The sequence below is a fragment of the Albibacterium profundi genome, assembly GCF_042159835.1.
GTDB lineage: Bacteria > Bacteroidota > Bacteroidia > Sphingobacteriales > Sphingobacteriaceae > Albibacterium > Albibacterium profundi.
Genome location: NZ_JBBVGT010000002.1, coordinates 989,794 through 1,013,181, shown reverse-complemented (window position 1 = coordinate 1,013,181; position 23,388 = coordinate 989,794). Strand labels below are relative to the sequence as shown.

Below are 23,388 nucleotides of genomic sequence, written 5' to 3'. Positions count from 1 at the left end.
TGTCGCCAGGCGGTAGTTTTCTGTTAGGTCTCAGTTTTAGCGTTGTTGAACGGGTCCAATAGGGACACAATAGAAAACTGATTGGTAGTTGAGTCGAACAACTTTCGTCCGATGTTGAGGTCTTTACCTCATATTGTAGAACTCGTTACACACTATGAGGTTAAGTTTAGCGGTCGCGATTGCGCTTTAACGCTTTTAAACGAGCTTTTCGAGTTTTGGCATAGCATTTTCAATACCCTTGGCAAATACATTATTAACAGAATTTAAAACTATTAAAAATTATAGTAAGATGAAAAAGTTAATGTTATCAGCCGCAGTATTGGCATTCGCAGGATTTACGGCGACAAATGTAAACGCAGAGACAACTAATTTCCCAGCAGCTAGCGAGGTTGTGATGGGAGTTCAAGATAAAACCCCAGTTAACCCGGAAGATTTACCTGATGCAGTTAAAGAAGCCCTTGCAGGTGAAGAGTATGCAGAATGGTCAGTTAAAGAAGCCTTTTCAGTAGCTCCGGCAGACGGAATTCCTTTTTACGAGATTTCTTTACAAAAAGATCAAGAAACAAAAGTGGTTAACTTGAACGAAGCGGGTGAAGTGGTTGAGTTGCCAGTGGCAACTGAAAGCCCAGCAGACCCAATGGAGCCAGCAGAACCGACTCCTACAGTGCCTTCTGAGCCGACAACTCCGAGTGAGCCGACTCCTTCTGAGCCGACACCGGCACCAACTCCAGGAATGTAATTCTGAAGATTTAAGGAAATTAGAATTTCCAATTTCTAAAAAATCAACAAAAGAGAAGCCGCATCATTTAAACATGGTGCGGCTTCTTTTATTTAACGTTTCATTAACATTTTCGTAAAAAAGTCATGGAATTGTAATTCGTTTCTTGTTAGTTTGTCTTATAGGTAATATTAAATCATTTTAAGAAATATATTGAGTTAGTATCAAATATTTCTTTATAAAAACCAAGTCACATATACTAAATAATGATTTTCAGGGTTTAATATTTATCAATCGTTGATAATTAAGTATAAACAAATCACAAACACATGAAAAAACAATTACTATTGTTCTTCGTGGCGGGTATTCTGATTATTAGTTCAGCTTATGCCCAAAATCGAAGAGTAAGCGGAAAAGTAACTTCTCAAGAGGATGGTCTAGGGATCCCGGGAGTTACAGTTACGGTATCGGGTACGACAACTGGTACTACGACAGATGGTGAAGGTTTTTATAGTTTAGATGTTCCAGCATCCGCAACGGCGCTGGAATTTTCTTTTATAGGCTATACAAAACAGACCTTGCAAATTGGTGATCGCACAACGATCAATGTTACACTTGTGAATGATGCAACTCAACTAGGGGAGGTTATCGTAACGGCTTTGGGTATACAGCGTCAGCGTAACGAGTTGCCTTATGCAGCACAGGAAGTAAAAGCGGAAGAGATAACGCGTACACGTGACAACAATTTTGTCAATGCGCTTTCGGGGAAGGTTGCCGGCTTGGATATCAAGCAATCTGGTACCATGGGTGGCTCGACGAATGTTGTAATGCGTGGTATAAAGTCGATGACAGGAAATAACCAAGCGTTATTTGTTGTTGACGGAGCGCCTATCAGTAATGCTAATACCAACACATCTAACCAAACTACGGGTCGTGGTGGTTATGACTACGGTAATGCGGCAGCAGATATTAACCCGGACGATATCGAATCCTTAACGGTTTTGAAGGGCGCTGCAGCAACCGCGTTGTACGGATCTCGCGCTGCAAATGGTGTGATTATGATTACCACCAAAAAAGGTAAAAAGAATTCGATGAATATAACCGTCAATACTGGCCTTACTTTCGGGAATATTGACAAGTCAACTTTTGCCGAATATCAGACGGAATACGGTGCAGGTTATATCAACGAATATTCTAAAAGCGAATATATAAGATTAGCCGAGTTGGCAAACTCCGATGGAGATCCAGATAATGATATGGACGTCACTGACTTTCCTACGTATGGATCGGAAGACGGTAGCTTCTGGTTCAGAGGGACTCCATTTGAAAACGGGAATTCGCTAATTGTGCCTTTCACAGAAGATGCTTCTTATGGAGGGGCATTTGATCCAAACCTCATGGTCTATCAATGGGATGCATTTGATCCAAGCTCCCCTACTTATGGACAGAAAACACCTTGGGTAGCCGCTAAAAATGATCCTTCTACTTTCTTTGAGACTGGCGTGAATTCAACCCACAGTATTACGTTGGACGGCGGTGGCGATAATGCAACTTTTAAAGCTGGTTATACCAGAAACGACGAAACAGGTATTCTTCCGAACAGTAAAATCATTAAGAATATATTCAATTTAGGTGGATCCTATGATATTACTGAAAACTTAAAAGCTTCTGGTACAGCTAATTTTTCAAAGATTGATGGACTAGGTAGATTTGGTACAGGATACTCTGGAAATAATGTAAACCAGCAATTCAGACAATGGTGGCAAACCAATGTTGATATGAAAGAACAGGAGGCTGCTTATTATAGAAATAAACAAAATATAACTTGGAACTGGTCAGATCATACCGCAGTTTCGCCGATCTATTCTAATAATCCATATTTCACCAGATTTGAGAATTACCAGAATGATACTAGGAACCGATATTTCGGAAACTTCGCATTGTCATGGACTCCTTTGGAATGGATGAACATTGTTGGTCGCGTAACCTATGATGGTTCTACAGAAAAGCAAGAGGAGCGTTGGGCACAAGGAGGAGCAGATGTTCCTGGGTACAGTTTGTTTAATCGCACTTTTAGCGAAACAAACTATGATTTATTAATTAATTTCAACAGAGATATCAGCGAAGACATTTCATTTACCGGTTTACTAGGTAGTAATATTCGCAGAAGCGAGCTTTCTAGCGTGTATGCTGAAACCGTTGGTGGCTTAGCCTTCCCAGGTTTATATTCGCTATCCAATTCGTTCTCTCCTATGGATGCACCGGTTGAGCAATATCGTAGGATAGGTGTGGATGGTATTTTCGCTTCAGCGAATTTTGGTTATAAGGATACTTACTTCTTAGACGCTACGATTCGTCGCGACCAGTCGAGTACCTTACCACAGGATAATAATACGTATTGGTATCCGTCTATTGCCGGTGGTTTTATTTTCAGTAATTTAATCGAAGATAAATCCATTTTAAATTACGGTAAAGTAAGGTTGAATTATGCGCAAGTAGGAGCCGATGCACCTGCATTGAGTTTATATGATACTTTTATCATCAACTTCCCTTTTAACGGAATCCACCAAACTTCAGTTTATTCTTATAAGCAAAATATGGAGTTATTGCCTGAGCGTACCCGTAGTGTGGAAGCAGGTATTGAAATGGCATTCTTCAACTCCCGTTTGGGTTTTGATGCTAGTTACTATCAAACAACTTCATTTGATCAGATTATGGGCGTTAGTGTATCGACAGCAACCGGTTACGGATTTAAATTCGTAAATGCTGGATCGATAGAGAATAAAGGTTTTGAGATTTCAGCCTATGGTATCCCCGTTAAGACAGATAATTTCTCTTGGACGATCAATGCAAACTTCTCAAGAAATCGTAATGAGGTTATAGACCTATATGAAGGGAATAAGAATCTCCAGATTGCTACTTTCCAAGGTGGTGTGTCGTTAAATGCAACCGTGGGGCAGCCCTTTGGAACGTTTAGAGGTGTAGACTATCAGTATATAGATGGTCAAAAAGTTGTAGGTGAAGATGGGTATTACTTGAGTTCAGATCCGAACACAGTTATGGGTGATATTAATCCTGACTGGACTGGTGGTATTCAGAATATGTTCACCTATAAAAACTTTGCTCTTAATTTCCTAATTGACATTAAGCAAGGTGGTGATGTGTGGTCACTAGATCAATACTATGGTATGGCGACCGGTCTTTATCCTGAAACAGCTGGGTTGAATGATTTAGGAAACCCTTCTAGATTGCCGATTTCACAAGGTGGAGGTGTTATTCTGCCGGGAGTAAAAGAAGATGGTACACCAAACGACATTCGTGTTGAAAACTACGATTCTTCCGTGACACCATATGGTTATGCGAACAATCCGACTGCGGTAGGCCTTTTCGATGCTAGCTATGTAAAATTAAGAGAAGCAGCAATTACTTATTCACTGCCTTCAGAGTGGCTAGAAAGAACGAGAGCTATCAAAGGCATTGACGTGTCATTAATCGGTAGAAACTTATGGATTATTCACAAGAATTTACCGTATGCCGATCCGGAAGCAGGATTAAGTTCTGGTAATATTCAAGGTTACCAAAGTGGGGCTTATCCGACAGTTAGGTCAGTAGGATTTAATTTACGTTTCAAATTCTAATAACCTCAAAAAAAAAATAAACATGAAAAAGATATTTTTATTAATTCTTCCTGTGGTTCTGTTAGGGTCATGTGTGAAGAGTCTAGACGACTATAATATAGACCAGAAAAACCCATCTGAGGTTACGCCGGGCTCATTATTTGCTAACTCAACCAAGGTTATTTCTGATATATTGACTACTCCAAACGTTAACAGCAATGTATTCCGATTTTGGATGCAACAGTGGACCGCAACTACATATCAAGATGAGCCGCGTTATGATTTCGTCACGAGAAATATACCTCTCAATTTCTGGACACAGTTTTATCGTGAGGCTTTAATGGATTTGAAAACGAGTAAAGAAACCATTGAAGCTGACGAATTCTTGGATCCGGCAATCAAAGCCAATCAAGTAGCACTAACCGAAATACTTTCTGTGTATGCATGGACGGTTGTTGTGAACACTTGGGGTGATGTACCTTATTCCGAAGCATTGAATTTAGTGGAGACTGGAAGACCTGTATATGATGATGCTGCAACCATTTACACCGATTTATTCAGTCGCTTAGATGCTGCTATTGCCGCACTTGATCCTTCTGCCGAAGGCTTCGGAGCTTCTGATTTAATCTATTATGATGATATAAATGCGTGGTTAAAATTTGCACATAGTTTGAAAATTAAGATGGCGATCACCATTGCTGACGCTGATGCTGCTACAGCTCAGTCTGCATTCGCAGCTTCGGCAGACAAAGTTTTCAATAGCAATGCCGACAATGCGGCGTTTGCATATCAAGCAGCATCACCCAACAATAATCCGGTTTCGGCTAACTTGGTTCCTCCATTTACCTCACGGAAGGACTATGTGATTGCTTCTACCATTGTAAACAAGATGAAGGATTTGGAAGACCCAAGAATGGATTTCTTTTTTAAAGATAAAATTGACGGAGAATATGTTGGTGGAACGCCGGGCGTTACCTCACCATCCGATGATTTTTCACACGTAAGCGATAAAATCACCGATCCGACCTTTGAAGCATTACTTTTAGATTATTCTGAAGTATTGTTTATAAAAGCTGAAGCAGCTGCAAGAGGTTGGGGTGGAAATGCTACTGCGCTCTATAATGATGCTATTACTGCATCCATGGAGTATTGGGGTGTAGGAGGCGCAGACATAGCCACATACCTTGCGCAACCCGACGTCAATATAACGATTTCCGGTTCTAACTACAAAGAAGCAATAGGTAATCAAAAATGGCTTGCACTATACAATAGAGGTTATGATGCATGGGTAGAATGGAGACGATTGGATTTCCCAGCGCTATCACCGGCACAAAATGCGGATGGACCGATGCCTACACGTTTGCCATATGTAACCAGCGAATATACGCTTAACGAAGACAATGTTTCAGCTGCAGCCGCTAAGGTTGAAGGTGGCGATGCAGCAGACGGGAAAGTGTTCTGGGATAAGTTTTAAGCCCGGAGATAGATTAATAATACTGCCACCTTTATTAAAAAAGGTAGCAGTATTATTAATAGCGAAAATTTTTACATTATAAAACCAAACCAAAATAAATTATGAGAAAATTATTAATACCGCTTTTTTGGATTTCTCTTTTTATCATCTCTTCGTGTAAAAAGGCTCCGAAAGATGATATTCGATTGGATCATACCGATTTAATGGAAAGTAACGATATGACCCTATATAGCGTTAACCCATATAATTTTGACTGGGAAAATGCTGATTTTATGCCAATGCCCAATAATACGCAAATTTTAGTTCCGTGGGCGTCGGGTGCTAGTACTCAGATTACCCCAGAAATACTTCACGATTATAAAAAAACGGATGGCTGGACTCTAGTTTACAATACCTTTAGTCCTACCGCAGTACCAGAACATTTCTATTTTATGTTGTACAATAAATACAGAGGGGTTCTGAGAATGTATTACTATATCCCCAGTAATAGTAATTTCATAGAATCGAAAAATATTGTCCATAAGCTGGGGACAGCAGGAAATTATGCACAGTCGTCGCCTATTATGAATTTTGCAGCAACTACGCTTATCGACTTTGACAATAACGAAACGATGGCATCGACATTAGAGCAATGGCAGGTTGCAAAAGCGACTTGGTACGCCTTCGAATATGAGTTAGCATATGATCCTGATCTTGCAAATGTTTCTTATACTTCGTTGTGGTTGCAGTGGCCCATTATTTCTAACCAAGTTACACAGATAACAATGAATGGGCAATCAAGTGGAACCGTGACAGGGAGCATATCTCTTCCTGGTTTTGATTTAACTGTGAGCCCGTCCTTCAACACTAACAATATTGGTGATGGCAATATAATCATCAAGGGTTTGAGCGATGCGGAAAAGGTAAAACCGAAATTATCTACAAAGCTGTTTAACTCAATTAAAGATCTTGTTACCAAAAATATTACGAGCGGCGTGTCGGGCGTAATACAAAACTTGTTAAGTGGAATTTTTGGTGGTAAAAGCGCCGAAAATAGCGACAATGTAAATTTACGCATTAAGAGTGATATATCAATGCAGGGTGCGCTGGAAAGCAGTTTCCTCGTATCTGCTTCCAATATTTACGCCCCGGGCACCAATTATTCAGGGGCGAGCGGATATATACCATTATATGATGAGCCGTTAGGGGTATTCTATGTTAGTGATAAACCTGTTGTGAATCGAGAAGTTCAATCAGAGCTAATGTCTGATGGTATGACTTATGTGACAAGGCAAGATTATACGGTGGACGATTCATCATTTGACGTTATATTTAATAATGCATTGTCCGATGAGGTAGATTTTGGTATTCCATTTAAAGAAGTGGTTCTATTCGACATGCCAGATACCGGTATAATTGAAATTTATGGAACGGAAGAAGAGGTTGGCGAAGAAACCATTTATACCGGAGTTTATCCATTCTTTTCGAGAGGATGGCCTCGTCCGCGGACAACTGACCTTACTGTAGGTATACGGGTAAGTTTTGATGTTATACCTAAAGACGGAAGTAAGAAAACCAGAATTGTTAAGACATTTCTAGCTGATGTTGTTGATATATAAATTTCGCTAAACTGCTTTCATAGAAAATGCCATGTCAAATCAACATGGCATTTTCTATGAAAGCAGTTTCATGATAGTACCTTAATTGTCAATTTAAAATTTTTCAATCATCTATTCAAATGAGTATTTAGTGTTACACACTTGCAATGCAGGCATAGTAATGATTATTGCTATTTTCGCATTTTATGGTTATTATTTGCGTGAATTGTTCATAAATCCTTAAAAATTACGTAACAATTATGTTACTTACCGCATTTTCTTAAAACATTCATTTAAGTTTGGTTTATAATTAACAATAATTTTACAAGAGAGAAAGGAACATATAAGAAAAGATTGTTACATCCAAATAGCAGATTAAGTGAAAGAATTTATTGCGAGGGAGTAGTACTGCGCCCTCCGATTCCAGATTTCCCATTTTTAAATTTTCTAAAACAAATTAATTTTAAACACATGAAACAAAAATTACTAGTTTTTTTCATGCTAAGTGTGTTGCTGGTGGGTACAGCATTTGCACAAAGCAAAACGGTTACCGGTACGGTAACTGCCAGCGATGATGGTTCGCCTTTACCAGGCGTGACCGTTTTGATCGATGGTACTAACGAGGGAACGCAAACCGATCAGAACGGTAACTACTCCCTAACTGTGCCATCAAATGCGACTTCATTGACCTTTAGTTATATAGGTTTTGAGAGCCAGTCCGTTGTCGTGGGCAACAGAACAAATGTGTCCGTTGTGCTACAGACTAGTGCAAGTACTTTGAGTGAGGTTGTCATTAGTGCTGGTGGTATCGAAGTTCAAAAAAGAGCGCAAGGCTACGCTTCTACTGATATCAAAGCAGCTGATCTGACCACCGCTCGTCCGGTAAACATCGCGAGTGGTTTGAGTGGTAAGGTAGCCGGTATGAGAATTAATGCGACAAGTGGTGGAGTTAATCCAAATTACCGGGTTAATCTCCGAGGTATGCGTTCGTTAACGGGAAATAATGAAGCGTTAATCGTGTTAGATAACATCGTAGTTCCGAATGAAGTACTTGGAAACCTAAATCCGAGTGACGTTGCCAATATTACTGTTTTAAATGGTGCAGGTGCTTCGGCATTATATGGATCAGAGGCTTCGAATGGTGCTTTAATTATTACGACTAAGAAAGGACAAGCGGGATCGACAAGAGTAACAGTATCTAATACGAGTACATTCGAACAGGTCGCGTTTTATCCTGATCTTCAAACGAGTTTCGGTGCTGGATCCGATAGAGATTTGCAAATTTATACTCCATACGAAAATCAGCAGTTTGGGCCGAAGTTTGATGGTTCAATGAGAGAGATCGGGTATATTTTACCATATCCTGATGCTACTTTACAAAGTGTCCCATACGCAGCAACAGACGAGAAGAAGGAGTTCTGGCAGAACGGTTACACGAATCAAACTGATTTAGCTGTATCGACTGGGACCGATCGCGGTACAATGTACTTATCTGCTCAATACGCAGATGTTGAAGGCACGACTCCCGGCGATTTATTTAACCGTGCAACAGTTCGTTTCAATGGTACGTACGAGATGGCTAAAAATTTAACTGCAACGGTTAGTTCAAGTTATACTCAAAATAACTACGATATTACAACATCGACAGCAACTCTTTATGATCAATTGTTGCAGACGCCGGCTAATATTCCTGTAACTGCATATAAAGATTGGAGAAATGATCCATTTGCTAGTCCTGATGGTTACTATAACGCTTATTACAACAACCCGTATTTTACGGCAGACAATAACCGTCGGAACGCACGTAATGAATATGTAATTGGTGGAGTTGAGTTAAAATATGCGCCTCTTGATTGGTTAGATTTTACTTATCGTATCGGATTAACTTCTAGAAGTTATACCGCGAAGGAATTCCAGGATATTTACACATATTCTCCGTTCACGAAAAATCAAGCACAAGCTTCAACTTATAAAGTTCAAGATATCGCCGGTTTGACCTATGAAAACAGTATGTCTACAACGCGTGTAAACAGCGACTTTATGGCTGGTTTGAAGAAAGATGTGGATGACTTCACATTCCGTTTAACTCTTGGTGCTGCTGTTCGTCAAGATCAGACCAGAAGTGCAGATGCGGAAGTTCTTGGTCTCGTTATTCCGGGGTTGTTCAACTTAGGGAACAGTACGAATCCTCCAACAGCTACTGAATCAAATTACACAGCGAGACAAGTAGGTCTTTACGGAGATTTAAATATCGGTTACCGTAATTATTTATTCTTACACATCACTGGAAGAAATGACTGGACGTCTACACTTGCTTCAGATAATAATTCTTTCTTCTATCCTGCTGCGGACGTTTCGTTTATTGCAACGGATGCGATTGAGAGTTTACAAGACATTGAAGGAATTGACTTTGTTAAATTACGTGCTGGCATATCTAAGACAGGTAACGTGAACCTCGGTAACCGTAGCCAATTTGGCGCATATAAACTAGACCCGACTTTCGGGCAAGGTGCAGGTTATCCATATAGCGGTACAGGTGGCTTTACCATTAATAATACCATGGTTGCTGCCAATCTAAATCCGGAAATAACCAATGGTTACGAATTCGGGTTTGACGCGAACTTTTGGACAAATCGTATCCAGACGCGGTTTACCTACTTTGATAATCAAACGACTGATCAAACAGTTCGTACGGGGGTTTCATCAACTACAGGATTCTCGACATATCTGCTAAATGCTGCGAAAACAAGCAGTAGAGGTATTGAGACCTCATTGCGTTTAGTTCCTATTCGTACAGCAGACTGGGAAGTAAGTGTTGGTGGTAATTTCAGTTATTATGATAATGAGGTATTGGAAGTATCCGATGACGCCGATCAGTTGCAGTTAGGAGCTTATGGTTCTGGAGCTGGTTCATATGCCGTAAAAGGACAGCCATTCCCAGTACTTATGGGTAGTACTCATGAGCGCGATGATCAAGGAAGAATTATAGTTGATCCAAGCTCTGGTTATCCAACCGAAAGCCAAAATATATCTATTTTGGGTAACGCTGCACCTAAACATATTTTAGGGCTAGATCTTGGAGTAACCTGGAGACAGTTAACATTAAGTGCCTTGGCAGAATATCGTGGTGGATACTCTTACTTCTTTGCGGGATCGACAATCGATTTCTCAGGATCGTCTATAGCAACGACTTATTATGATCGTGATCGTTTCGTTATTCCAAATTCTTCATATTTAGATGAATCTGGGAACTACGTGCCGAACACAAATATTACAGTGAGAGATGGAGGTCCTGGATTCTGGACAATGGCTGGTACACGTACTGGTATTGATGAAAATTACGTTATCTCTGGTGCATTTTGGAAGTTGAGAGAGATTGCTTTGAGCTACGACTTGCCAAAAGAATTCTTAGCGCGCAGTCAATTTATTGAAGGCGCACGTCTGAGCTTACAAGGTCGTAACTTATTTATGTGGACTCCGAAAACTAATATTTATACTGATCCTGAATATAGCGACGGTGATGGTTTAAATAACGGTAATGCTATTGGCTTAGCAAACCTAGGACAGACGCCACCATCAAGATACTTTGGATTAACCGTTTCTCTTACTTTTTAAAAGTTGATACAAATGAAAAAAATATTTAATTTATTATTAATAGGTCTCATTGTTGTCACCGGCACTTCTTGTAAGAAGTTTCTGGACATCAACGAAAATCCCAACGAAGCGCTAACAGCGACTCCTGAGTTGATATTACCTCAGGCTATTACAGCGACCGCCAACCATATTTATAACTATAATGTTTACGGTGGTCAAACAGTTGGTTATTATGCCAATGGTGGAGGAGTTAGTGGTTGGGGCTCAATCATCACCTACAATTATACCACTACAGACTTTCAAGTTCTTTGGAATACTTCTTACGATATTCTCAATGACTTTGAGTACGTGATTAACGATACCGAAGGGGAGGGTAAAGAACAATATGCATATTTCAATGCGATCGCTAAAATTATGAAGGCTTATAACTTTCAGTTATTAGTTGACACATATAATGATGTTCCTTATAGTCAAGCTTTTCAAGGAAATGCTCAATTAGCTGTTCCTTATGACGACGCTGTAACTATCTATAAGGAGATTACCGATCTCGTTGATCAAGCATTTACGACCATTATGGAGGCGGATGAAGAGGTGACTCTTGAACTTGGCGATGCCCAAGATCCGATGTTTGGTGGTGATATGCTGAGCTGGGCTCAATTTGCACAATCTCTAAAATTAAAATTGATTATCAGAGGCGGAGATAAAGTAGCATTTTCGAACAAAACCTTCGACGAATCCATTGGTTTTTTAGAAGACGATGCAATTGTTAACCCGGGATATGCGAAGATTGAAGACAAACAAAACAGACTATGGAACAACTGGGCATACAATGCAGCAGGTACGAGACAAACAAGGGGGGGGCAGTTTGTACCTACTCCATATGTGTTAGGATTCTATAGCGGTGATAAAATTTCCGACAATGCTCGTGGAGCTGCTGTATACAAAGCTTTCTCTAACGGATCAGCACCAACTAACCAGTTAGGTTATGAAGGTTCGGATGCTGAAAGAGGAGAAAACCCGAATTCATGGTTCATTGGCTCAAGTTCGACTTCCTATAGTGAATTGGGAATCTTTAAAGGTTACGACGCAGGTCAACCTCTAATGCTAGCGGCAGAAGTTTACCTAAACAAAGCTGAGGCTGTTCTTAAAGGAATAATTTCAGGAGATGCAAAGGAAGATTTTGAAAATGGCGTGATCGCATCATTCGCGTATCTTTATAAAGATGCGGCAGGGTCGATTCCCGCAGACAGAGATTTTGAAGGCGACGCTGCTGCATACTTTGCGGCAAACAGCAATAATCCTTTGGTAAACTTCTCTGGATCGAATGAGCAGAAGTTGGAGGCAATCATTACGCAAAAGTATATTGCTTATAATATGATTATGGGTCATGAAGCATGGAACGATTACCGAAGAACAGGATACCCGACAACGGTTGCGAACCCTCAGGGGAACGCCGTGAACTCGATGGTGTCACTCGTATCACAAGCATCCACACCGGATCGTCTTCCTACAAGACTCTTGTATCCGGAAAGTGAATTCAAGTATAATAGCAGTAATGTTATTGCCATTAATCCAGACACTGATAAGATCTTTTGGGCTAAATAGTAAAAGTAAAAAAAATGAAAAAAATAATATATGTAATTGCGCTCTTTCTGGCAGTCGGATTTTCATCCTGTCTGAAAGACGATGCTATCGTTGGACCAGAAGCGCCCGGATATATTCCGAATGTAATCGAATTGTATAATATTGCTCCTGTTACATCTCCGGAGACTGGGTCTACATATCCGAGTTGGACGCTTGCGTTTGATCCACAGGATGAAGTTGAACTAGATTTGGTAGTTAGTTACTCAGGTGCAGAAACTGCACCAAGTGACATAAATGTTAAAATCGTTGTTGATCCAACTATCGCGGAAACTTATAACGCGGATAATGACGCCAATTATGAAGTAATTCCCGCCGACTGGTTGGAAATAGCGAACGGCGGTTCCGCAGTAATTAAACAAGGTGAAAAAAGAGTAACTATCCCTGTTAAAATTAAGTTAGGTCTGTTTGACTTAAGTACTGATTACGGGTTACCAATCAGAATCGAATCCGCATCTGTTGGAGAAATTAGTGGTAACTTTGGGGCTGGACTCTATGCCGTTTCTCCGAAATCAATCTTGGACGGTACTTATGTTAACACGTTCCAATCGTCTGCCGGGTCTGGAGAAAATGAACAAACATTTTCAACGGTAACACCTTTAGTTGTTACAGCTCCGTTTATCGGAATATATAGTAACGAGACAACGGTGACATTAGATCCTGAAAATCCGACACAAGTTATAAGTGTAGCGGTATCTGGACTTGGTGAATCTTCAGTTGCAGCGGGTACGTTGGATCCAGCGAAGAACTATTATGACGAAGCGACTGAAACGCTATATTTAGATTATGATTTACCTCCAAGTGGACACTGGGGTGTACAAAAACTTGTAAAAAAGAAGTAGTATACAGTTAAAACCGGATTTTTTGTATATTTAATATAAGGGGCTGCGATAAGTAGCCCCTTTTTTTGTCTTATTTTTAATCAATATAGCGTGTAAAGGTCTGAGATCGACACCCACTGTCTGTAAATAGACGATAAAACATTCATGTCAGTTCGCTGTTAAATTCTAACAAGAATTATCTCTTATGAAAAGCCTCATCGCCAAGGTTAACCATTTTCTTTTGTTTTGGATATTGTTGGTGGTCGTCCTTATCTATGGAAAGCCAATACTAATACCCATTGCTTTTGCCGGAGTTTTAGCCATGCTGATGGTTCCACTGATTGATTTTCTTGATCGTAAAGGTTGGAAAAGGGTCTTTTCAACGATTCTTGTGATCGTCATTCTTCTTGCTTTTATCTTTATGATCATGATGGTGCTGGTGGGTCAGGTGGCTAGTTTGAAGAATGAGCTTCCACGAATTGAACAGCGGGCAAATGAGCTGATAAACTATCTTCATGACTATGTGCAAACGACATTCAACTATTCGGTAGAGTCACAAAAGGAATACCTTAAATCACAGGTGAAGACGATGGGGGAATCGTCGGCTACTTATTTCACTACGCTGTTGACAGGGGTTACCGGGGTAATCGTGCAGATCATTATTACGTTGGTAGTGACATTCTTATTGCTATTTGATAAGGAGAAATATCGTGCTTTCTTTTTCCAGATTTTGAAGATGGAGGACAAGGGTGAGAAGCATGAGGTGCTGAATCGGATAACCAAAGTTTCGCAACAATATTTATTAGGTCGCATCATTTCCATGAGTATCTTGTTTGTGCTTTATTATATTGCATTGGTTGCGATTGGTGTTGAAAATGCTCTCTTGTTGGCGGGGGCAGCAGCCATCGTAAACATCATTCCCTATGTTGGGCCGATATTGGCAGCGGTATTTCCAGTGATTATGGCTTTGGTAACATTTGATAGTTTTGAACCGGCTATTTGGGTAATCATTACCTTTAGCGTGATTCAAGGAATTGATAATTATTTCGTAACGCCGTTTTTTATGGGTGGCGAAGTGAAGTTAAGTGCTCTAGCTACGATTTTAATTATTATCTGCGGTGGTTTTGTATGGGGCATACCCGGTATGATTTTGTTTGTACCCTTATTGAGCATGGTTAAAATTGTCTTTGATCATGTGGATTCGCTCAAACCTTATGGAACATTAATCGGTAATCCAGATAAAGAAACGCCATCGAAAAGATTTCATAATTGGTTGCGTGGAAAAAGGCGATGATCTTTTTCGGTATCAATAGTTTTACAATTATTTTTTATTAACTTCACAATACTAAATTATTGATACAATCTTTTTTGAAGTCAAATGAAGAGCTTGAATGATCTACAACTGCTTGCCTTGGTAAGAAAGGACAATGGGTTAGCATTTCAAGAGATATACAATCGCTACTGGAGGGTGCTATATAATTCGGCTTACCAAAAGCTTCAAAGTGCTCCGCTCGCTGAAGAGATGGTTCAAGAGACTTTTTTGAATCTATATGTTAAAAGAGACACTGTACAAGTTAGCGATTCACTATCACCGTATCTTCATTCGGTTCTAAAAAACAAAGTCATTGATGAAATTCGTAAACAGATTTCATCAAAAAAATATCAAGACACGCTTTCTGTCCAGCCGCCAGTGACTGCTATCTCCAGCCACGATCTGTTGGAGGAAAAGGAAGTAAAGGAAAAGATTATTGAATTCTCAGAGACCTTGCCTAAAAGGTGTCGTGAAGTATTTTTAATGAAACAACAAGATCTGAGCAATAAGATGATAGCTGAGATGCTTCAGATTTCAGAAAAAACAGTGGAAGGACATATCTCGTATGCAAGAAAACTTCTTAGAAGTTACATGACGGAATTATACCTCTATTCACTGATTTTTCTTATCTCATATATACCTTATTAATTTTTTTCTACCTAAAGCAAGGGGTAATCCGACTTTAAACGATATAGGTTATAGAATCTCATGCTATGACCAAGGAACGACTGTCCTATTTGATTGATATCTGTAAAACGCCCCGAGCAACTTCTTCAGAAAGAGAGGAGCTAGACCAATGGTATAAACATTTTGGTAGAAAAAGGGATTTTCTGGATGGTTTTAACGAATTGGAACAGACGAATATCCGTTCGCGAATTTGGCGTGAACTTATTAGTAGACCTGAATTAGCATCACTAAATAATGGGCAAAAAAGGAAACATACGGAATGGAGATGGACTTTAAAAGTCGCCGTTATAGCAATAGCTGTGTTGTCTCTAGGACTGTTTCTCTACCTGCAACAGAGTATTGACTTGGGGAGTGATGAAATGGTAAAAAACGAGATTGTTGTTTCGCCGGGTGGGAATAAAGCTATTTTAACATTGGAAAATGGGACTAAGATTGATTTAAAAACGATCGCCGTGGGTGAAGCAATTCAGGAAGAAGGCTTTAAAGTTGTCAAAAATGAAGATGGAGCAATTTCTTATACGGTATTAGATCATGTTTTGGGACAAGAGGATGCTCCTTTTAATACGATGAGTACGCCGCGTGGTGGCCAGTTCAAGGTAACATTGCCTGACGGCAGCCTCGTCTGGTTGAACTCTGCATCATCTATTCGGTATCAAACGAGTTTTGATGATAATGAACGAGTAGTGTATTTGACAGGTGAAGCATACTTTGAGATTAAACCACAGTTATCAGCAAATGGGAAGAAAAAGGTGCCGTTTATTGTAAGCACCGCCAATCAAGAAATAGAAGTGTTGGGAACGCATTTTAATGTGACCGCCTATGAGGACGATGCTTCTACACAAACTACGCTACTAGAGGGTAAGGTGCGGTTAACTGCAATTGCTGATGATTTATCAAAGGTGGAAAGAATCTTAAATGTTGGTGAAACTGTTCGTTGGGATAGAAACGAATTTATAGACGAACAGATCCCAGCGGACAAAGCGGTGGCCTGGACAAAAGGTAAATTTGTGTTTACCGGTGAAAATATCACAGAGATTATGAAGAGGATAGGTCGATGGTATGATGTAAACGTGGTCTATAACGGGAACATGAAAGGGGTAAACTTTACTGGCTCCTTGTCTCAATACGATAATATAGATAAGGTTTTGGAAAAATTAGCATTGACCGGAATCGTTCGTTTTGAAGTGAATGAAGTAAAAAAAGCGAACGGGTTGGAAAGGAGGGTTACGGTGATGCGATAAAACTTACACAACATATTAAAAAAATGTCCGGAGATGTTGCAACCATCGCCGGACTGTTGAGTACCAGTTTGTTAAAAACTTACAATTTAAACCCAAACAATTCAAATGTATGAAATTCTACCTTAAGTTCAAGGCGGGGATACAGGCTTTTCTCAAGCGCCTGCATATGACTGCTCGAAAGAAGCATCCCGCGTTGTTAGACATTCTTATTTATAAGAAGATAATTATGCGTGTTAATTTAACGATTGCCTTTTTGATTGTAGCGCTAATGCAAGTAAGCGCAGAAGGCTTTGCCCAGCGAATCACCTTAAATGAAACCAATACGTCAATTAAGCAGATTTTTTCGGAGTTGAACGAAAAAAATGGTTTGGACTTTATTTATAGTCCAGAGATGCTTAGCGAGGCGAATCCGGTAAACATTGATGTGGAAAATGCTTCTATTGAAGAAGTACTGGAGACTATCTTTAGAGATCAACCTCTAACGTACACAATTGAAGATAATGTAGTTGTGGTAAGACGTAGTTCACCCGTTCCTGCGTCGGCAACAAGTTTCAAGCAGCAGCTTATAAGTGGGGTCGTTACTGATGAGAACGGCTCACCAATGCCAGGAGTCACTATTCTAATCAAAGGTTCGCAGCAGGCTACCAGCACTGATGAAAATGGACGGTATGCGATCAATGCTTCGCAAGGCGATGTGCTCGTTTTCAATATGCTGGGATATAAATCAATTGAACGTTCTGTAGGGACTGCAAACACAATTAATCTTCAGTTAGAGATGGATGTAAGTGTTTTACGCGATGTGGAAGTGGTTTCTACAGGATATCAAAACTTGAGTCGGAAGTTTTTTACGGGAGCTTCAGCAACCTTGAAGGCAGAGGACGTCAAGCGTGATGGAATTGCCGATGTGAGTCGGATGCTGGAAGGGCAAGTAGCGGGCGTATCGGTGCAGAATGTTTCGGGGACGTTCGGAGCTGCTCCTAAAATCAGGATCCGGGGTGCGACGTCGATAACTGGTGATAATAAACCTTTATGGGTGATCGATGGCATTATCCTAGAAGATGTGGTGAATATTTCCAATGAGCAATTGTCGACCGGTGACCCTTCAACATTGATTGGTTCTTCGGTGGCAGGCTTAAATCCGGATGATATTGCGAGCTTTGAAATTCTAAAAGATGCTTCTGCTACGGCGCTTTATGGTGCGAGGGCGATGAACGGGGTGATTGTTGTAACAACCAAGAAGGGTAGAAAGACCGACGGTAAACCAGTAGTGTCATATACGGGAAATTTCTCGACCTATTTAAAACCTACTTATAGTACCTTCGATATTTTGAACTCGGCAGACCAAATGTCGGTTTTTATTGAAATGAAAAATAAAGGGTTTCTGAATCATGCGGGTGCATCGAGATCGTCTGAAGGGGGGATCTTCTCGAAGATGTATAATCAAATGTACGAATACAACCCTGACACTGATAGTTTTACACTACGAAATGATGTTGGGTCGGAGGTTGATTTTCTTCAACGGTATGCGAAAGCCAATACAAATTGGTTTGATCTACTGTTTGATAATTCATTGATGCAAGAGCATTCGGTGAGCTTGACATCTGGTTCAGAACGTTCACAATTCTATGGTTCTACGTCTTTTCTGCATGATAACGGTTGGACTATTGGTGATCAAGTAAAGCGATTCACAGGGAACGTTCGTGGTACGTTCCAGCTTAACGACCGCCTCTCGATCGAGTTAATTACTCAGGGTTCCATAAGGGATCAGCAGGCACCGGGATCTCAGGGTCGTAAAAGTAATCCTGTAACTGGTGAGTATGATCGTGATTTTGACATAAACCCATTTAGCTATGCGCTGAATACCAGTCGTACCATGACTGCCTTTGACGAAAACGGTGATCTGGAATATTTCACAAGGTATTATGCTCCGTTTAATATTTTTAATGAATTGGAATATAATACCATGGACTTGACGATGATAGATTTCAAGGTGCAAGGTGGATTGAAGTATAATATTCTTGATGAACTGCGCTATTCGTTCGACGGTGCTTATCGTTATGCGAAAACGGATCAAGAGCATAAGATTCATGAAAACTCGAATATGCCGCAGGCTTATAGGGCCGGTATCTTTCCAGAGGATGCAACGATTAGAAATGCAAATAGGTTTTTATATAGTAATCCTGATAATCCCACTGCATTGCCAGTTTCGGTGCTCCCTTATGGAGGGTTCTATAATACAGAATCAGACGGCCTTGTTAGTTACTATATGCGTCATGGTGTGGAGTGGAATCATACTTTTGACGAAAAGCATATGGTGAATGTATATTCATCAGCGGAAATGCGTTTTGCTAATCGGCAGAATCGATTTTTTGATGGCTATGGCTATCAGTTTGATCGTGGCGGTGTGCCTTATATCGATCCGAACATTGTGAAACAAAATGTGGAAGGCAATCTGAACTATTATGGCATGACCTATCGTTACGATCGTTACTTGGCCTATATGGGTCGTGCAGCATATTCATACGATGGGAAATACAGTTTGAATGCAACTCTACGTTATGACGGCTCGAACTTACTGGGTGAGTCACGAACAGCCCGCTGGTTGCCAACATGGAACGTGAGCGGTGCGTGGAATATTGATACAGAGCCCTTTATGCAGTCTCAAAATGTGGTGAGTCAAGCTACTCTTCGTGCTACATATGGTTTAACAGCTAGTATGGGTGCGGCGAGTAATTCTAGTTTGGTGCTTCAAAACCAGAGTACAAGAAGACCTTATTTATCAGAAATGGAAACTGCCTTGTTAATTGCTGGTTTGGAGAATTCCGAATTGACGTGGGAAAAACAATATGAAACCAATATTGGCGCTGATATTGGCTTTCTCAATAATCGGATCACTCTAACAGTTGATTGGTACAAGAGAAGTAGCTTTGATTTGATTGGAGCAATCCGAACCTCCGGGATTGGTGGTGAAGAAGTGAAAATGGCCAATTATGCTGATATGGAATCCCATGGATTAGAGGGAACGTTAGGTGCAACTGCAGTAAGAACGTCGGACTGGACTTGGAGAACGCAGTTTAACTTCGGATACCATGTGGGTGAAATTACGAAGTTGGAAAACAAGCCTAACATTTGGAGCTTGATTGTGCAAGACGGCGGTCCGAAAGAAGGATATCCTTACCGAGGATTATTCTCGATTCCATTTGTCGGACTAGATCATGACGAGGGTTATCCAGTTTTTATTAATGAAGATGGTGAAGAAAGTAGTGAAGTATATTTCCAAAGCGATGAGTCTCAATATCTAACATATGAGGGCCCGGTAGATCCTGTTTTTACAGGTGGTTTCTATAACTCGGTTAAATTTAAAAACGTATCACTTTCTGCACTAGTGACCTTTGCACAGGGGAACAAGGTGCGACTGGATCCTTCGTTTAGAAACAGCTATACTGATCAGTCTTCAATGTCTAAGGACTTCTTAAACCGCTGGGTAATGCCGGGTGACGAAGAATGGACGAATGTACCATCGATTATGGACCGCTATGTAGCATCTAGAGTAGGTAGTCAGAATCCATATAATAGTTATAACTATTCATCTGTGAGGGTAGCTGATGGCGACTTTGTCCGCCTAAAGCAGGTTAACTTATCTTACCAACTACCATCGAATGCCTTTAAGAAGCTAGGTGTAACAAATGCATCCTTAAGTCTAGTGGCAAATAATCTTTGGTTAATCTATTCGGATAGTAGATTAAATGGACAGGATCCTGAGTTCTTCGGATCTGGTGGGGTTGCTTTGCCAATGCCAAGACAATTTACACTATCGTTAAAAGTTGGGTTTTAATAGTAATGGATATGAAAAATAGAAAACAATATACATTTATATATATACTGGGTGCCGCTCTTATCTTTTCAGCAGGGTGTAAAAAGTATCTCGAGCATGCGCCGGATATGAGGACGAAGCTTAATTCAGTAGAAAAAGTTGGGGAACTGTTGGTTTCCGCTTATCCGAAAGCTGACTATATAACTTTCGCTGAATCTGCATCAGATAACGCAGAGGATAAGGGAGAGGGCGTAGGCAGTGAAGATCAGCGTTATGTCGACCCATATCATTGGGAAGATGTAGATAGTCGGGCACAAGGATCTCCAACGTTTTATTGGAATAATAGCTATGAAGCGATCGCCGCAGCAAATCAGGCTTTGGCGGCAATCGCGGAGGAATCGGACAATGAGGAGTATCTGCCTTATAAAGGCGAAGCCTTAGTCGCCCGCGCTTACGCACATTTTATGCTCGCAGTGCTTTATGCTAAGACTTATGACCCAGCAGGCGATAATTCCTCACCGGGAATACCATATGTTACTGAACCGGAAACGGTGGTGTTTGGTCAATATGATCGTGGAACGGTTGCTTCCACTTATGAGATGATCGAGAAAGATTTGGAGGAAGGCCTTCCTTTAATAAAGAACTCAGCTTATAATGTGCCGAAATATCACTTCAACATTGCTGCTGCACATGCGTTTGCGGCACGCTTTTATTTGTTTAAGGGTGAATACGATAAGGTAATTGAGCATGTGAACAATATTTATCCCAGTGGCGACTTTAAATCAAATCTCCGTCCTTGGGCTACTCGTTATTATAGCTACGGTTCAGGAGAGATGCAAATTAATTTCACAAAAGCGACAGAAAACTCAAATCTTCTGTTGATTGAAACAGCTTCTCTTTGGGCGCGGACAACTTCGCCGCGCTTTGGCTTTGGAATTAAGATGAACACGCAGTTATTTATTAATGACAATGTGACGGGGACCAATTTTGATCACCGTATTTGGAGTTATGGGGTGCCGAATTATACTTTGTTAAAATGGCGCGAACATTTTGTTCGGACTAGTGCAAACGCTACTATTGGTTTCCCTTATACAATTGTTCCGGTCTTGACTGCTGATGAAGCCTTAATGAATCGTGCAGAAGCATATGCTGAAGTCGGAAATTTTGAAGCAGCTTTAAGCGATATTAACACGTTCGCTAGCACAAGGATTCGGGATTATAATGAGAGCGAACATGCGGTGACTTTAGAAAAGATCGCGGACTTTTATGCGACGGATGATCCGAAAGAAGGTGTTGTTCAAACGATTTTGGACTTCAAAAAGGCAGAATTTATTCAGGAGGGAGTTCGATGGTTTGATATTCTCCGTCATCGGTTGCCAGTCACTCACAATTTAATTGATGTAAATAAAAAGGAGACGTTTATCACTCTGGAACCAGATGATCCTAGACGACTTTTTCAGTTGCCTGAAGAAGTTGAGAAGTCTGGAATCGAAAGAAACCCTCGCTAACTATTAATAAATCATGAAGATGAAAAAAATTAATTATATACTCATATTTTCATTTCTCTTTTCGGGGATGTTTCTTGCGTCCTGCGAGAAAGAAGAGGCCTTAGATGTAGATTTTTCGAAGTATAATGTAGACGACTATGTTAAGGGACCATTAGACGATTGGTTGACCCAAGAGTTTTTAGACCCTTATAATATATCCGTTGAATATAGATGGCAGCGTTCATTGTCGCCTGTGAATAAAGATATCACACCGCCGAAGGAGGAAAAAGTTCAACCGGCAATGGAGGCTATCAGGGACGTTTGGATTAAACCTTATATGGAAGTTGCCGGTGCTGCTTTTTTTAAACCCATTGCCCCAAAGCAGATTGTATTGGTGGGAAGTCCTGAATACAATGATAATGGTACGATCACACTAGGAACGGCCGAAGGCGGGCGTAAGATTTATCTCACAGTAATCAATAATTTCGATAAATCTAATGGGGCCGCAGTAAAGCGAATGATGCGCACTGTGCATCATGAGTTTGCTCATATTATTAACCAAGTGGTGAGTATCCCGCCAGAATTTGGAGTGATATCACCGGAATTTACGAGTAACTGGACATCGGAGTCGGCTGCGGACGCAAAAGCTCTTGGTTTTATATCTCAATATGCTCGTATGAATCCAGGCGAAGACTTTGCGGAGATGACCTCTCATTTACTTATTGAAGGACAATATTGGTTTGATGAATACGTAGCATCTGCGCCTGAAACTGCACAGGACCGATTGAGGCAAAAGGAACAAATCGTGGTGGATTACTTCAATCTTTCATTTGGTATCGACTTCCGCGCATTGCAAGACAATATTCAACAAAAGTTGGAAGTGGTTACTCCTCCAACTCCTTTTGCGGAGAGGCTTCAAGATAATGGCTTTGCGCAAATGACTATTGACCTCGCGACCCAATCAGTTAAATCTGCTGCCTATGAAGCGGTATGGAATGAAACTACAGCGGCATTGGCGGCTATAGGTAATGCAGGTAGATCATTCCAAAGAATGGAGTTTCACTTTGATGGTGTTACGGAGTTAAGAGTTCGATATATCTATCAAAATACAGCGGGAACAACTTTCAATGCGGATGTGGATTTTGATATGGTAGTAGACGATGATGGGACGACTACCTTCACACTGGTAGAAAATCGAGGCGATGAAACAGCATATGGCAATTTTGGTGTTGTAGGCGCCGGCTTTCAACCAATGCAGGATTATTTACAAAGTTCAGTTTTCATCGCTAAGTGGGTAACTGATATTCTGCCTAATACACGGGATCGGAAGGGTGGTTTTGCTAAGAAGGATAACCCAAGTTCTTATTTCTACGGTGACCTAACGGCTGGATAGTTAAAATTTAAA

13 protein-coding genes are annotated in these 23,388 nt (G+C 40.5%); all 13 read left to right on the top strand.

Annotated features, from left to right (window positions below):
• The first annotated feature begins 289 nt into the window (after nt 1-289).
• A complete protein-coding gene (locus WKR92_RS05845; protein WP_375556883.1) occupies nt 290-739 on the top strand; it encodes a hypothetical protein in 450 nt (149 codons plus the stop codon).
• A 308-nt stretch (nt 740-1,047) separates the two neighbouring features.
• The gene (locus WKR92_RS05840) at nt 1,048-4,356 is read left to right on the top strand and encodes a SusC/RagA family TonB-linked outer membrane protein (RefSeq protein WP_375556882.1); all 3,309 of its coding nucleotides are present in this window, start codon (nt 1,048-1,050) and stop codon (nt 4,354-4,356) included.
• A gap of 22 nt (nt 4,357-4,378) precedes the next feature.
• Entirely contained in the window at nt 4,379-5,809 is a 1,431-nt protein-coding gene (locus WKR92_RS05835) for a SusD/RagB family nutrient-binding outer membrane lipoprotein (protein WP_375556881.1), read from the top strand.
• A gap of 101 nt (nt 5,810-5,910) precedes the next feature.
• On the top strand, nt 5,911-7,407 hold the full coding sequence (locus WKR92_RS05830) for a hypothetical protein (protein ID WP_375556880.1): 1,497 nt from the start codon (nt 5,911-5,913) through the stop codon (nt 7,405-7,407).
• Between the two features lie 450 nt (nt 7,408-7,857).
• On the top strand, nt 7,858-11,001 hold the full coding sequence (locus WKR92_RS05825) for a SusC/RagA family TonB-linked outer membrane protein (RefSeq protein ID WP_375556879.1): 3,144 nt from the start codon (nt 7,858-7,860) through the stop codon (nt 10,999-11,001).
• Nucleotides 11,002-11,013: 12 nt separating this feature from the next.
• Nucleotides 11,014-12,585, top strand: coding sequence for a SusD/RagB family nutrient-binding outer membrane lipoprotein (locus tag WKR92_RS05820; RefSeq protein WP_375556878.1), 1,572 nt, complete (start codon nt 11,014-11,016; stop codon nt 12,583-12,585).
• Between the two features lie 14 nt (nt 12,586-12,599).
• Nucleotides 12,600-13,463: a DUF1735 domain-containing protein gene (locus WKR92_RS05815; protein WP_375556877.1), complete on the top strand. Its 864-nt coding sequence runs from the start codon at nt 12,600-12,602 to the stop codon at nt 13,461-13,463.
• A 184-nt stretch (nt 13,464-13,647) separates the two neighbouring features.
• Nucleotides 13,648-14,736 (top strand): AI-2E family transporter, encoded by a 1,089-nt coding sequence (locus WKR92_RS05810; RefSeq protein WP_375556876.1) that lies wholly within the window; start codon nt 13,648-13,650, stop codon nt 14,734-14,736.
• A gap of 93 nt (nt 14,737-14,829) precedes the next feature.
• Nucleotides 14,830-15,402 carry an RNA polymerase sigma factor gene (locus WKR92_RS05805; protein WP_375556875.1) on the top strand — a complete coding sequence of 191 codons (573 nt, stop codon included), beginning with the start codon at nt 14,830-14,832 and terminating at the stop codon, nt 15,400-15,402.
• A 65-nt stretch (nt 15,403-15,467) separates the two neighbouring features.
• A complete protein-coding gene (locus WKR92_RS05800; protein ID WP_375556874.1) occupies nt 15,468-16,682 on the top strand; it encodes a FecR family protein in 1,215 nt (404 codons plus the stop codon).
• 109 nt (nt 16,683-16,791) lie between these two features.
• Nucleotides 16,792-20,517 (top strand): SusC/RagA family TonB-linked outer membrane protein, encoded by a 3,726-nt coding sequence (locus tag WKR92_RS05795; protein ID WP_375556873.1) that lies wholly within the window; start codon nt 16,792-16,794, stop codon nt 20,515-20,517.
• 11 nt (nt 20,518-20,528) lie between these two features.
• A complete protein-coding gene (locus tag WKR92_RS05790; protein ID WP_375556872.1) occupies nt 20,529-22,004 on the top strand; it encodes a RagB/SusD family nutrient uptake outer membrane protein in 1,476 nt (491 codons plus the stop codon).
• Between the two features lie 19 nt (nt 22,005-22,023).
• Nucleotides 22,024-23,376, top strand: a complete 1,353-nt coding sequence (locus tag WKR92_RS05785) for a zinc-binding metallopeptidase (RefSeq protein ID WP_375556871.1) — start codon at nt 22,024-22,026, stop codon at nt 23,374-23,376.
• Nucleotides 23,377-23,388 lie beyond the last annotated feature (12 nt).

Excerpts from the sequence above, each read along its gene's own strand:
- WKR92_RS05830 (WP_375556880.1), top strand. The coding sequence starts at position 5,911 with ATGAGAAAATTATTAATACCGCTTTTTTGGATTTCTCTTTTTATCATC.
- WKR92_RS05845 (WP_375556883.1), top strand. The coding sequence starts at position 290 with ATGAAAAAGTTAATGTTATCAGCCGCAGTATTGGCATTCGCAGGATTT.
- WKR92_RS05820 (WP_375556878.1), top strand. The coding sequence starts at position 11,014 with ATGAAAAAAATATTTAATTTATTATTAATAGGTCTCATTGTTGTCACC.
- WKR92_RS05815 (WP_375556877.1), top strand. The coding sequence starts at position 12,600 with ATGAAAAAAATAATATATGTAATTGCGCTCTTTCTGGCAGTCGGATTT.
- WKR92_RS05835 (WP_375556881.1), top strand. The coding sequence starts at position 4,379 with ATGAAAAAGATATTTTTATTAATTCTTCCTGTGGTTCTGTTAGGGTCA.
- WKR92_RS05800 (WP_375556874.1), top strand. The coding sequence starts at position 15,468 with ATGACCAAGGAACGACTGTCCTATTTGATTGATATCTGTAAAACGCCC.
- WKR92_RS05840 (WP_375556882.1), top strand. The coding sequence starts at position 1,048 with ATGAAAAAACAATTACTATTGTTCTTCGTGGCGGGTATTCTGATTATT.
- WKR92_RS05825 (WP_375556879.1), top strand. The coding sequence starts at position 7,858 with ATGAAACAAAAATTACTAGTTTTTTTCATGCTAAGTGTGTTGCTGGTG.
- WKR92_RS05795 (WP_375556873.1), top strand. The coding sequence starts at position 16,792 with ATGAAATTCTACCTTAAGTTCAAGGCGGGGATACAGGCTTTTCTCAAG.
- WKR92_RS05790 (WP_375556872.1), top strand. The coding sequence starts at position 20,529 with ATGAAAAATAGAAAACAATATACATTTATATATATACTGGGTGCCGCT.
- WKR92_RS05810 (WP_375556876.1), top strand. The coding sequence starts at position 13,648 with ATGAAAAGCCTCATCGCCAAGGTTAACCATTTTCTTTTGTTTTGGATA.
- WKR92_RS05785 (WP_375556871.1), top strand. The coding sequence starts at position 22,024 with ATGAAAAAAATTAATTATATACTCATATTTTCATTTCTCTTTTCGGGG.